We start from the raw sequence: 12,894 nt of genomic DNA, 5'->3' as shown, positions 1-12,894 counted from the left end.
CTTTCACATTAATAACCTGCTAACGTGTATAAATTCTCAATGACTTGGGAGAACTGTAATCCCCTACTATCAATTGCAAACACTTGCTATGAAGCAAATACTTCATTTGCTTGTGGCCGTTTCAAATGGTACCCCATTGCGCCATCAATCCCCAGCTCTTTTAAAGCCTGCCACTCGTCTTCTGACTCGACACCCACAGCAATCACATTAATTCCCTGACCATGTGCAATCTGGATCGCTGATCGCAGGAAGAACTGATTTGATTGACTGCCCTGAACGTTGCGAATAAAGCTATGGTCAACTTTGATGTAGTGAATATCCACTCGCTGTAAATACGAAAATGGCACCGAGCTTACACCAAAGCGCTCGACCGATAGACTAAAGCCATGCTCTTTTGCCATATTGCTCAAAACGACCAAGGCATTTTCATTATAACTCACGATATGTTCTGGAACTTCGACAATTAGCATTTCCGCCAAGCTGGGGTTCTGAACAAGCTGCTGATCAAACCAGGACAAGAAGCGCTCATCTATCAAGGCAGCTTCAGACAAGGTAATACAGTATCGGTGATTATCAGCTTCACCTTGCGCCAACTCATTGTGAGTTCGCTGCATCAAAAATTCTGGATCTGCCAGGCTCTCTACCACCTTCTCGACAACCAACTGATCAAAGGGCACCATCAATCCGAATCGCTCAGCCATCGGCAGGAAGGTCCCAGCGACAGTCAGCTCGCCTTCTACTTCAATTCGAGAAAGGACCTGCTGATACATAACCTTTCCTTCACCATCATAAACTGTTTGAGTATGAAGCTTCACATCTCGACTCAGCAATACCTCTTGCAAAATATTTCGCCACTCATTTGCCTGATGCACCTCTCGCATACTCTCTTCTGCCGACTGAATATGCGCATAACGCCGCCAGCCGGAAATACCATCTGACTGTGCTTGGCGTAAGGCTAAATCAGCTTTAGACAACAAAGTGCGAGCAGTATCATCAGCCTTTACGCAAGCCGCACCGATATGCACGCTATCATCGCGCAACAAGTGCTTGATATCAGAGAGTGAACAAATTTCTGATATCATTTTTGGCACCAGGACATCAATTTCATCATCCATAACACTCGGCATAAACACACTAAAATCGGCACCACTTCGCCTCGCAGCAAACGCATTCTGATGACGCTGTTCATATTTTTGCAGTATCTGCGCAACACTCGTCAACAGAGCATCGCCTCGATCTCGCCCCAATGACTCGTTAACTGCACCAAAGTCGTTAAGTTGCACTAAGACCAGACTTCCTTTTGCTGTGTGCTGCTGTGAATCCAGCTCTGTCTTTAAACGCCCATCAAAACCTTCACGGTTACTTAGGCCGGTAAGTGTGTCAACAAAAGATGCCTGACGCAGGTCCTCGATCAAATTTAATTGCTCTTCAAACACCCCGCCAAGCTGCCTGGCCATATCATTCATCGCATCGGCAACGCCTGCAAGCTCTCGGAATACAGGATGAGGAGCCCTAAAATCAAAATGGCGATGACTCATTTCCTGTGCATGAAACTGAAGCTGTTTTAAAGGCTTTAACACACCAGCTAATAGCCAACGCGCTGCAAATAAGCCGAGCACCAAAATACTTAGAAACCAAATTGACTCAGAACGAATCACTTTCCACAATTCAAGGTAGGCGTAACCAGGATGACTCTCTACCACAATCGTGCCCAACTGTTTCCAACCAGCTACAACTTCTGCACTTTTGGCAGGGGCCTTTAGATCAAGCAGAGAGACAAACCAGTCAGGGACAGTATCAACAGTTAAAGAGTTAGCGCGCACGACAATGGCGGCACCGTTCAAGTCAAAAAAAACAATTTTTCTGTAGTCACCACTGTCGAATATCGTGTCAACAATTCGCGCTGCCGCCACGCGATCTTGAGCATCTATACTCGTCGATAATGACAAGCCCAAAGAAGTAGCAGCATCCTGTGCATGGGACTGCAATTGATTCTGCAAATAGTCACGCATGGTGGTGATATTCAGCGTAAAGCTTCCAACCAACAACAACAGCAACATAATGCTAATATAAGCAAATAGTGTCCTTTGTAAGCTAGGACCCTGATTTGTCAGGCTATGACTATGCCTCATGATTAGGCCTCACTTACTTTATCTCCATCAGTATCTTCATTGGTGTCTTTTTATTAGCAAAGCCCAAGTATAAAAACGACCCGACCTCTTTCACCACAGAAATCATAATGGCCAGCCTGTAGGCATTGCTTCCATATAACAATAGATCAACTTACACATCCTGACATTTTTTGACGATAAAAACCTCCATATTCAGGGGATTATGCTAAATTATGTAGAGACGATTCGCGTTTACAAAAAGAATTCTTCCATTAGGATCAAGGAATGGCTCAGGACAACCAACGAGAGAAACTTAAACAACTGTTTGCAAAACGAGTTACGACGCAAGCCAGAGTTGTATTAGATGTCTATCAAAAGTGCAAACTCTCCTCTTGGGAAGACCTGGATCGCACTCAAGATTTAAATGATGCGAGTGAAAAACTAGAGCGTTTTGCAACCCGCTTTGAGATGTCTCGCCAGGAGACTTCGGCACGAAAAATTAACCAGCTACTGAGCAATGTTAACCCTGAAGCCCCGCTTTCGTTAGACAGCCAACAAAAAATTGAGTCCTTTATTCAGGAGCTGAATGAGTGCACTTTGCGAAAGAGTGATACCGGAGGGGGGCGAAGCGACACCTCGCACTCGAATCCACGTACTTTTTTACGCACTCCGATTTACCTCGCGCTAAACAACACCGAGTACGCTAACCGCATTATTAATCAGCTGGAGTTCTTTGGTTTTCGTTCAATCAACTTCAGTGATGTTGATGATTTTGTTCACGCAGCTAAGCAGGATAAGCCAGAGACCATCGTAGCCGATGTAGATTTTGGCGGGCATAAGCTTGCTGGCATCGATGCCGTTCAAGTAATCCAGGAGTCTCACGAGACAACTATTCCAGTTATTTATGTTAGCGAGAGCACTGACGACATTCAGACCCGGCTAAAAGCATCGCGCACAGGCGGCGAAGAGTTTTTTTATCGAGCCATCGACCCTGGCCAGCTAATAGAAAAATTTGAGCAATATACGCACGCCAACATTCAGGACCCATACCGTATTCTGGTAGTCGATGACTCTAAAGCACAAGCAAAGTACATTGAGAATATATTGCACAAAGCCGGCATGATTCCTCACATCATTACCGAGCCGATGGATATCCTGGTAGCCTTGGCGGATTTCCAGCCTGAGATAATTATCATGGATATGTACATGCCAGGCTGTACCGGTATGGAGCTAGCCCGAGTGATACGCCAGCAAGACAAGTTTCACAGCGTACCTATCATTTACCTCTCTGCAGAAGATGACGTCAACAAACAGCTACACGCGATGAGTCTTGGAGGCGATGACTTTCTAACGAAACCTATCGACCCGAAACACCTCATCGCCACGCTGCGAAACCGAGGCCGAAGAGCTCGATCCCTTTTGGCACTAATGATTCGCGATAGCCTGACCGGGCTTTACAATCATACCCATACTCTACATTTGCTAGAAATTGAAGTTGCTAAAGCAGCGGAAAGCGAACTACCTGTCTGTTTCGCAATGCTCGATATCGACTACTTCAAAAAGATTAATGATAACTACGGCCACCCTATTGGCGACCGCGTACTGAAAAGCCTTTCTCTTTTCCTTAAACAGCGGCTACGTAAAACAGACCACATCGGTCGCTATGGTGGCGAAGAGTTTGCCATCGTACTGCCAAATACTTCTGAACGCGATGCTAAAACTATTCTTAACGAAATACGTGAACGCTTTGCAGAATTACCACAGCCCGCCGGAACCGGCACATTCAATGTCACCTTTAGTTGCGGCATTGCATTAGCTGACCACGAAAACGCTCAATCCTTATGTGAAAAGGCTGATCATGCCCTATACGAAGCAAAGAGAAATGGACGAAATAATGTCCGTTGCTACAATACAGAACTGTAAGAAAACCTGCTTGTAAATAACGCAATATATGGGCAAACTAGCCACTATATTGTAGATAAAGTGTCATAAAAAGAAACTACACTTGTAGACATTTCTCACGGCACTTAGAATTAACTTTCTCTTTCACATGTTTTTACGAGCATCGTCTGATTATGGCTAGCATACTGGTACTTCATGGCCCAAACCTAAACCTTTTAGGCACCCGCGAACCCGAAATTTACGGCTCAGAAACTCTCAATGATATCAACTCTCGCTTAAAAGCCTGCGCCAAGAATAACAATATCGCGCTCAACACGTTGCAAAGCAATGCTGAACACGAACTTATCGAGCGCATACATCAAGCTAAGCAAGATGATACTCAGTTTATAATTATTAACCCTGCGGCATTTACGCATACGAGCGTAGCAATCCGAGATGCTCTACTAGCGATTGATATTCCTTTTATCGAAGTACATTTATCAAATGTTCATGCTAGAGAAACATTTCGCCATCATTCTTATTTCTCTGATGTCGCATTAGGCGTCATCTGCGGGCTGGGCAGCTTAGGTTACGATGCTGCGCTCAGCAAAGCCCTGCAGGCGCTATAAACCTAATACAGGAATTGTTATGGATATTCGAAAAATCAAAAAGCTGATCGAATTAATCACCGAGTCAGATGTAGAAGAACTAGAGATTAAGGAAGGCGAAGAGTCCATCCGCATCAACCGTCGCAAGCATGTTGTCGCCGCACCAGCAGCGGCCCCAGCACCCGTAACGTCTGCTTCAGCACCTATCACAGAAACATCCACTGCAAGTCCGGCACCGGCGAGCACCTCTAGTGACCAGACAATCAATGCCCCTATGGTCGGCACCTTCTACAAGGCGCCCTCACCTGACTCCGCCCCATTTGTTGAAGTTGGACAAAGCGTTAAGGCTGGCGATGTCTTGTGCATCATTGAAGCAATGAAAATGATGAACCAAATCGAGGCAGACCGAAGCGGCGTTATTCAGTCGATAGAAGTCAGTGACGGAGAACCTATCGAGTTCGATCAGATACTATTTACAATTGCATAAGGCTCGCAGGTAACACTGATGTTAAAAAAAGTTCTAATCGCTAATCGTGGCGAAATAGCCTTACGAATTCTACGCGCCTGCAAAGAGATCGGTATTCCTTCGGTCGCCGTACACTCCAAGGTTGATAGAGACCTTATGCACGTTCGCTTGGCAGACGAGTCAGTTTGTATTGGTAATAACAGCCCTGTCGAGAGCTACCTCAATATACCTGCAATAATCAGCGCCGCTGAAGTGACCAATGCTGTTGGCATTCATCCTGGCTACGGTTTTCTTGCTGAAAATGCTGACTTCGCAGAACAAGTCGAAAAGAGCGGCTTTACCTTCATTGGCCCCCCTGCCAGTGTCATTCGCTTAATGGGGAATAAAGTTTCAGCCATCAAAGCCATGACAAAAGCCGGCGTACCGACGGTTCCTGGCTCCGACGGCCCGATCACAAATAATCAAGATCGAACCAAAGCTATTGCACGCAAAATTGGCTACCCGGTTATTATCAAAGCAGCCTCAGGTGGTGGCGGCCGGGGTATGAGAGTTGTTAACGACGAAGCTGAACTACTCACCTCGATTCAGCTAACACAGTCTGAAGCCAAAGCCGCTTTTGGCGATGACACCGTTTACCTTGAAAAATTTCTCGACACACCCCGGCATGTCGAAATCCAGGTACTTGCAGATAACCATGGCAATGTCATTCACTTAGGTGACCGTGACTGTTCACTGCAACGAAGACACCAAAAAGTTATCGAAGAAGCCCCTGCACCAAATATTAACGAGGAAGCCCGACAAGCCACGTTTGCCGCCTGCGTAAAAGCCTGCAAAGATATCGGCTATCGCGGAGCAGGAACATTTGAGTTCTTATACCAGGATGACAGTTTCTATTTTATCGAAATGAATACCCGAGTACAGGTAGAGCACCCTGTAACAGAAATGATAACAGGCATTAATATCGTTAAAGAGCAAATTAGAATTGCTAGCGGCCTACCACTTTCAGTCTCTCAAGCTGAAGTAAATCTTGAAGGCCATGCGATAGAGTGCCGCATTAACGCTGAAAATGCTCAAACCTTTGCACCGAGCCCCGGCTTAGTTAAACAGTTTCACGCGCCCGGTGGCATGGGAGTCCGTGTCGATTCGCATTTATATAGCGGCTATCGTGTACCTCCATTTTACGACTCTTTAGTTGCCAAAATCATTTGTCATAGCGAAAACCGTAATGCGGCGATGAACCGTATGACAAACGCACTTGACGAGCTAGTCGTAGACGGAATTGACACAAATATTGACCTTCACCGCAAGCTACTTTCCGATAGCGGATTTCGAGAGCTCGAATTTAATATCCATCATCTGGAAAAGAATATCCTTTAGTTTCATCTAATGTATTTCATTCCCGACTATCAGGAAGTCACTGACTTATGAACTGGATCCAAGTTAAAGCCAATATATCTCCCGCCATCGCAGAAGCTCTCGAAGAAGGCTTGCTCGCGGCGGGAGCCAGCGCAGTGACTCTCGAAGATGCTCAAGACCAGCCAGTGCTAGAGCCCGAACGGGGCACAACGCCGCTTTGGGAAGAAACGATCGTCACCGGGCTGTTTTCTGCCGATGAGGACCAAAAAGCTATTAGAGCCATCACTGAAAGTGTCTTCACCAATCTTTCAGATCAGACCTTCCCTGAATTGCGTTTTGAAATATTGGAAAACGAAGACTGGACGCGTAAATGGATTGATAACTTCAAACCCATTCAGTTTGGTCGCCGCTTATGGATATGCCCAAGCTGGCATGACATTCCTGAGCCAAACGCTGTCAACCTGATGCTCGACCCTGGCCTGGCTTTCGGCACTGGCACACACCCCACAACTGCACTTTGCTTAAAATGGCTAGATGCTTATGCGCTAAACGATGACGGCCTAAACAACAAAACTGTCGTAGATTTTGGCTGTGGTTCCGGAATACTGGGCTTGGCCGCATTATTACTCGGCGCCAAATCGGTGGTTGGAATCGACAACGACCCTCAAGCTTTGCTGGCTACCCAAGACAATGCCAAGAGAAACGAGGTCGAAGCTCAGCAGTTCCCGGTCTATCTTCCAGAAGATAGCCCTAAAGACCAAGTAGACCTGGTTCTGGCTAATATTCTTGCTCAACCACTGCATGACTTACGTAGCAATATTGCCGCTTTAGTTAAACCTAAAGGAAAATTAATTCTATCTGGAATTCTTGAGCATCAGGCAGCTGCGCTAGTTCACGACTATGAAGAATGGTTTGAAATGGATAAACCTCAGCTAGAGGATGGCTGGGTATGCTTGACCGGCACAAAAAAAGACTGATAATAGCCTTATAATAATTCAGGAAAAACACACACGATGAGCAATCAGCGACTGACACAATGCCCGCACTGTAAGGCTTCGTTTAAAGTCTCTGAAGAACAATTAAGTGCTGCCAACGGCAGAGTTCGCTGCGGCGCCTGCATGAACATCTTCGATGCAATTGCCTATAGCTTGTCCGATACTGAGAAGCAAACAGCAAACAAGCCTTCTCCTGAACCCTCCGAAGACCAACAAAGTTCAGCTATCGACCTGGAAGATAGTCTACTAGAGTCTGAAGATAAGCTATTTGCCGATAACCCTGAAGAAGATCTGCATGAACCCGGCTACTCAGGCAGCGCCGATGGCTCTGATGAGTTTAGCACCTCTTTCCTGGAACTAGATTCCGCAGACAACAGTGACCCTTACTCAACCAGCTTTAAAAAACTTGACGATACCTTTGTTTCTGAAGAGAGTGAAGAAATCATCGACGAAAGCTGGACTCAGGAAATCCTCGAAGATATTCAAGATGAACAAGGTAAACAGAAGGTAGAACCAACATTCTCCGCTTCAGCTATAGAGCAGGCCTCAGTCACACAAGCTGAGACATCGACTGAATCAGCCTTCGGAGAGCCCGGGAGCGGTTTCTCTGAGACTTCTCCGTATGAGAAAATTGAATTTCAATACGACCAGGATAGCCCCAATAATAGACATTGGCTTGTCAGTTTATTATTCATTCTCGCTAATATATCGCTCATCGTAATACTGCTAGGGCAAGCGGTATGGTTTCACTATGAAAAGCTCGCCAAGTACCCTAAAGTTTCTGAGTTATATGAGCTAGCATGTGAACACTTATCTTGCACATTGCCAAAGCTTGAAGATATCGAAAAAATTAAAAGCAACAACCTCGTTGTCAGAAGTCACCCCACTCAACGCAAGTCCCTCATAATCGACACCGTGATAGTGAATGAAGCTGCTTTCAATCAAGCGTTCCCCGACTTAGCTCTTTATTTTTCAGACATAAACAAAAATATCGTTGCCCAACGCTTATTCCAAGCGAAAGAGTATTTGTCTGGCGATCTAGCCAGCTGGCACGAAATGCCAAGTCAGCAGCCAATTCATATTTCACTCGAAATCGTTGACCCAGGAAAAGAAGCGGTTAACTACTCTCTAAAGTTTTTCTCCCCTCAACCCTAAGCTCCAAGGAACAAGACATAGATCAATTGTCAACCAATAAGAGCAAAATATAACCAAAAAAAGCCACCTTTTTTGCTTTTACACCCTTGCCTCAGAGGGTATGATTAGCCCCCCCAAAATTAGCCACCCTTGAACCTGACAGAGAAACGACTTGCTCAAAATCGGCCCCTATCAATTAGATAATCGATTGATCTTAGCGCCCATGGCTGGCGTGACAGACAGACCTTTTCGACAGTTATGCCGGAACAACGGCGCAGCTATGGCTGTTTCGGAAATGGTAATCGCCGACCCAAGTTTTTGGAAAACACGCAAGTCAATGCATCGTCTCGACCATACCGGTGAGAGTGACCCTATATCTGTACAAATTGCTGGCGGCGATCCAGAAATGCTAGCAACAGCGGCAGAGCTTAATCAGGAGCGAGGCGCACAGATCATAGACATCAATATGGGCTGCCCGGCCAAGAAAGTTTGTAACAAAGCAGCAGGCTCTGCACTGATGAGAGACGAAGACCTGGTAAAGGAAATCCTAAGTGCAGTGGTTGGGGCTGTCGACATTCCGGTGACGCTAAAAATACGCACTGGCTGGGATAAAAACTCTCGAAATGCATTAACGATCGCTAAAATGGCAGAGCAAAGCGGTATTGCAGCTCTCGCCATTCACGGCCGAACTCGAGCTTGCGCTTACCAAGGACAAGCTGAATACGACACCATCGCTCAAGTAAAAGAGGCGATAAGCATACCCGTTCTTGCTAACGGCGATATTGATTCGCCCGAGAAAGCAGAACAGGTATTGAAGCAAACAGGAGTTGACGGTCTGCTAATAGGTCGAGCTGCACAAGGCTGCCCTTGGATTTTTGATGATATCAACCACTACCTTAAGCACGGTACCAAGCGTGAAGAAAGACCGTTGGCCACCGTTCGCGATATCATCCTTCATCACCTAGAAGAACTACATCAGTTCTATGGTGAGAAAATGGGTCATCGCATCGCTCGCAAACACGTCGGCTGGTATCTGAAGGCAAGACCGAATCACCAAGAATTTAGACAATTTTTTAATAAAATTGAAACACCGGAAGCTCAGCTTGAGGCTGTGCGCACGGAGTTCGAAAAGCAAATCAACAATCAAATCAATAACGGGGAAATAGCCGCATGACTATAGAAGCGCTTGCTGCAGACAAACAAGAAGAACAAACCTACACCAGTCAAACTCAAATTGAAAACGCTGCCACTTTAAGGGATTGCGTTGAGAAGACGCTGAGCAACTACTTTGAACAACTTGACGGTGCTCCAGTCACAGATGTTTATCAACTAGTTCTCTCAGAAGTAGAAGCACCTCTACTTGAACAAGTACTAAAATATACGCGCAACAATCAAACCAAAGCTTCTGTTCTACTTGGTTTAAACAGAGGAACCTTACGCAAGAAGCTTAAGCAGTACGGTCTACTTTAAGTCAGAGTTTTTTATTTTTCTTATACAGGTTTGGAATAAACATGAGCAATACTAACGATCTGGTCCAGGTGAAAAGAGCGCTAATCAGCGTTTCAGACAAAACGGGCATCGTTGAATTCGCCTCTGCCCTAAACGATATGGGCGTTGAAATACTTTCAACGGGCGGAACCTACAAATTACTACAGTCTAACAGCATTCCTGCTGTCGAAGTTTCTGACTATACCGGTTTTCCCGAAATGATGGACGGTCGAGTCAAAACACTTCACCCTAAAGTTCACGGCGGAATTTTAGGGCGCAGAGGTCAGGATGACGAAGTAATGCAAGCTCATGAGATCAAGGCTATCGACATGGTTGTCGTTAACCTCTACCCTTTTGAACAAACTGTCGCAAAGGAAGACTGCAGCCTAGAAGACGCTGTAGAAAACATTGATATCGGCGGACCAACGATGGTACGTGCTGCTGCTAAAAACCATGCACACGTAAATATCGTTGTTAATGCGAGCGACTACCAGAACATTCTTGATCAAATGCGTGAGAACGATGCCTGCACAAGTTTGGAAACACGTTTTGACCTAGCGATTAAAGCTTACGAACATACAGCTGCCTACGACGGCGCGATTGCCAACTACTTTGGCCGATTGGTTCCAGGTGGCAGCAAAGAGTTCCCAAGAACATTTAACGTTCAAATGAACAAAACTCAAGAACTTCGCTATGGTGAAAACCCTCACCAGAACAGCGCGTTTTATGTTGAAAAGAATGCTCCAGCCGATTCAATCTCTGGCGCTAAACAGCTTCAAGGAAAAGAGCTTTCGTTCAACAATATCGCCGACACCGATGCAGCACTTGAGACCGTAAAGCTATTTGACGAACCTGCATGTGTCATCGTCAAGCACGCAAACCCTTGTGGCGTATCAGAAGCCGGCTCTATTCTAGAGGCTTATGAAAAAGCTTATGCAACGGACCCTGAATCTGCTTTTGGCGGTATCATCGCCTTTAACCGTGAGCTTGATGCGGAAACCGCGACAACTATCGTCGACCGACAGTTTGTTGAAGTTATTATTGCTCCGAGCGTTAGCGCCGAAGCGAAAGAAGCCGTAGCCGCTAAGAAAAATGTCCGCCTCCTAGAGTGCGGTGCATTTTCTGACAGCGCAGCATCTTTCGATTATAAGCGCGTCAATGGCGGCTTACTGGTGCAAGATCGTGACTTAGGCATGATCAGTAAGGAAGATTTGACTGTTGTCTCCAAGCGCCAGCCAACAGACGAAGAAATTGATGACCTCTTATTCACCTGGAAAGTTGCTAAAATGGTTAAGTCCAATGCGATTGTTTACGGTAAGAGCGCTCAAACTATCGGTATTGGTGCCGGGCAAATGAGCCGTGTCAATTCAGCACGCATCGCAGCAATCAAAGCTGAGCATGCCGGACTTGCCGTGAAAGGCTCTATGATGGCTTCAGATGCCTTCTTCCCATTCAGAGACGGCATAGACAATGCCGCAAATGCCGGCGTTAGTTGTGTCATCCAGCCAGGCGGTTCAATGCGTGATCAAGAAGTCATTGATGCAGCTGATGAGCACGGTTTGGTAATGGTATTTACCGGAATGCGTCACTTCCGACACTAAGCAAATAAGCTCTGTATGACCGTGCACCCGCCTCTGTTTGAGACTTGGTGCACGGTACTCTTCCTGCTATACATCTACTCTTCTGCCTCTAGTTAGCACTACCTAATAATATACGCTAGACTATTTTTACCTATTAATCGGACGCCCGAAGGCTTCCACGGACTTCTATCATTAATGGAGCAACAACAGTGTCAGATTACGTACGCATTAAAGTAAGGGGCTATCACCTCGACCAACACGGCCACCTCAACAACAACGGCTATACCCGCTTTTTCGAAGAAGCTCGCTGGGTATTGTTTGAAAACTTCAATGCCATAGAGTTTTTCTCACAGCTTGATCTGACACTGACCTTGGTAAATAGCAACATAAACTATCGTCACCCATGCCTCTTCAATGATCAGCTCGAGATCCATACCAAGGTAATGCGCATAGGTAATACCAGCTGTAAAATAGATCAAACTATCTACTTGGAAGGTAGCAACACGATTATCGCAGATGCCAGCAATACTTTTGTATTAATGGACAACAAAGAACATAAGGCTGTGCCGATTCGCGACCAAGCTAGAGAGAAGCTGGCCCAACTTGCAAACTCTGCTTAGCATTCATAAGAGTTGGTTGTTCGTAAAACCACTCTTGCCCATTTTACGAACAATTATTTTTTATATCTCCTCTCGAATAAGGTATCCTTGCGCCCATTTCCATCTCCAGGCGACTCCGTAAGCCGCCTGGCTATTAAGTTATTATTAGATCGGGTTACGCTATGAATATTCTTATCATTGGCAGCGGCGGCAGAGAACATGCTCTTGCCTGGAAAGCTGCACAAAATAAAGACGTCGAAACAGTTTTTGTTGCACCAGGAAATGCTGGTACCGCATCAGACAGCAAATTAAGCAATGTCGACATTGACGTTATGAACTTTCAAGCGCTGTCTGATTTTGCCAAAGAGAATCAAGTCGCACTTACCATTATCGGCCCAGAAGCGCCTTTAGTTGACGGCGTTGTTGACCATTTTGAAGCAGAAGGCCTTCGCTGCTTTGGCCCTTCAAAAGGTGCGGCTCAATTAGAAGGCTCTAAAGCTTTCACTAAAGATTTCTTAGCTCGCCACAACATACCTACTGCCGACTACCAGAATTTTACGGAAGTAGAACCTGCCTTAGCATACTTGAAAGAAAAAGGTGCCCCGATTGTTGTTAAAGCCGACGGTTTAGCGGCTGGCAAAGGCGTAATCGTTGCCGAAACTCTGGAGCAAGCAGA

12 protein-coding genes are annotated in these 12,894 nt (G+C 45.8%); 11 read left to right on the top strand and 1 reads right to left on the bottom strand.

The genetic code is table 11. The annotated features are described in order from the left end of the window. Positions 1-86 precede the first annotated feature (86 nt). On the bottom strand, positions 87-2,132 hold the full coding sequence (locus A3763_RS01175; RefSeq protein WP_068567618.1) for an EAL domain-containing protein: 2,046 nt from the start codon (positions 2,130-2,132) through the stop codon (positions 87-89). 264 nt (positions 2,133-2,396) lie between these two features. On the opposite strand from A3763_RS01175, the gene A3763_RS01170 reads away from it, so the two are divergent. The 11 genes from A3763_RS01170 to A3763_RS01120 form a co-directional block, all read left to right on the top strand. Continuing rightward, on the top strand, positions 2,397-4,034 hold the full coding sequence (locus A3763_RS01170) for a diguanylate cyclase (RefSeq protein WP_068512194.1): 1,638 nt from the start codon (positions 2,397-2,399) through the stop codon (positions 4,032-4,034). Positions 4,035-4,186: 152 nt separating this feature from the next. Beyond that, the gene (gene aroQ, locus A3763_RS01165; RefSeq protein ID WP_068508593.1) at positions 4,187-4,621 is read left to right on the top strand and encodes a type II 3-dehydroquinate dehydratase; all 435 of its coding nucleotides are present in this window, start codon (positions 4,187-4,189) and stop codon (positions 4,619-4,621) included. A gap of 19 nt (positions 4,622-4,640) precedes the next feature. Continuing rightward, the gene (gene accB / locus A3763_RS01160; RefSeq protein ID WP_068512191.1) at positions 4,641-5,087 is read left to right on the top strand and encodes an acetyl-CoA carboxylase biotin carboxyl carrier protein; all 447 of its coding nucleotides are present in this window, start codon (positions 4,641-4,643) and stop codon (positions 5,085-5,087) included. A gap of 18 nt (positions 5,088-5,105) precedes the next feature. After that, complete coding sequence (gene accC / locus A3763_RS01155; protein WP_068512188.1) at positions 5,106-6,443, top strand: acetyl-CoA carboxylase biotin carboxylase subunit; 1,338 nt, start codon at positions 5,106-5,108, stop codon at positions 6,441-6,443. Between the two features lie 47 nt (positions 6,444-6,490). Continuing rightward, the gene (gene prmA, locus A3763_RS01150) at positions 6,491-7,399 is read left to right on the top strand and encodes a 50S ribosomal protein L11 methyltransferase (protein WP_068554032.1); all 909 of its coding nucleotides are present in this window, start codon (positions 6,491-6,493) and stop codon (positions 7,397-7,399) included. Between the two features lie 36 nt (positions 7,400-7,435). Continuing rightward, positions 7,436-8,572: a DUF3426 domain-containing protein gene (locus tag A3763_RS01145; protein WP_068512182.1), complete on the top strand. Its 1,137-nt coding sequence runs from the start codon at positions 7,436-7,438 to the stop codon at positions 8,570-8,572. 202 nt (positions 8,573-8,774) lie between these two features. Next, positions 8,775-9,725 (top strand): tRNA dihydrouridine synthase DusB, encoded by a 951-nt coding sequence (dusB, locus tag A3763_RS01140; protein WP_068512219.1) that lies wholly within the window; start codon positions 8,775-8,777, stop codon positions 9,723-9,725. Further along, positions 9,722-10,021, top strand: a complete 300-nt coding sequence (fis, locus tag A3763_RS01135) for a DNA-binding transcriptional regulator Fis (protein ID WP_068506971.1) — start codon at positions 9,722-9,724, stop codon at positions 10,019-10,021. Before dusB ends, fis begins: the two co-directional genes overlap by 4 nt. A gap of 41 nt (positions 10,022-10,062) precedes the next feature. Next, positions 10,063-11,640: a bifunctional phosphoribosylaminoimidazolecarboxamide formyltransferase/IMP cyclohydrolase gene (purH, locus tag A3763_RS01130; protein WP_068512178.1), complete on the top strand. Its 1,578-nt coding sequence runs from the start codon at positions 10,063-10,065 to the stop codon at positions 11,638-11,640. Between the two features lie 188 nt (positions 11,641-11,828). Further along, on the top strand, positions 11,829-12,239 hold the full coding sequence (locus A3763_RS01125) for a thioesterase family protein (RefSeq protein ID WP_068512175.1): 411 nt from the start codon (positions 11,829-11,831) through the stop codon (positions 12,237-12,239). 161 nt (positions 12,240-12,400) lie between these two features. Continuing rightward, the coding region (locus tag A3763_RS01120) for a phosphoribosylamine--glycine ligase (protein WP_369823073.1) at positions 12,401-12,894 on the top strand (494 nt) is incomplete at its 3' end.

The sequence above is a fragment of the Oleiphilus sp. HI0128 genome (assembly GCF_001635365.1).
This window is presented reverse-complemented; position numbering and strand designations above follow the sequence as displayed.

Excerpts from the sequence above, each read along its gene's own strand:
- A3763_RS01175 (WP_068567618.1), bottom strand. The coding sequence starts at position 2,132 with ATGAGGCATAGTCATAGCCTGACAAATCAGGGTCCTAGCTTACAAAGG.
- A3763_RS01170 (WP_068512194.1), top strand. The coding sequence starts at position 2,397 with ATGGCTCAGGACAACCAACGAGAGAAACTTAAACAACTGTTTGCAAAA.
- aroQ (WP_068508593.1), top strand. The coding sequence starts at position 4,187 with ATGGCTAGCATACTGGTACTTCATGGCCCAAACCTAAACCTTTTAGGC.
- accB (WP_068512191.1), top strand. The coding sequence starts at position 4,641 with ATGGATATTCGAAAAATCAAAAAGCTGATCGAATTAATCACCGAGTCA.
- accC (WP_068512188.1), top strand. The coding sequence starts at position 5,106 with ATGTTAAAAAAAGTTCTAATCGCTAATCGTGGCGAAATAGCCTTACGA.
- prmA (WP_068554032.1), top strand. The coding sequence starts at position 6,491 with ATGAACTGGATCCAAGTTAAAGCCAATATATCTCCCGCCATCGCAGAA.
- A3763_RS01145 (WP_068512182.1), top strand. The coding sequence starts at position 7,436 with ATGAGCAATCAGCGACTGACACAATGCCCGCACTGTAAGGCTTCGTTT.
- dusB (WP_068512219.1), top strand. The coding sequence starts at position 8,775 with ATGGCTGGCGTGACAGACAGACCTTTTCGACAGTTATGCCGGAACAAC.
- fis (WP_068506971.1), top strand. The coding sequence starts at position 9,722 with ATGACTATAGAAGCGCTTGCTGCAGACAAACAAGAAGAACAAACCTAC.
- purH (WP_068512178.1), top strand. The coding sequence starts at position 10,063 with ATGAGCAATACTAACGATCTGGTCCAGGTGAAAAGAGCGCTAATCAGC.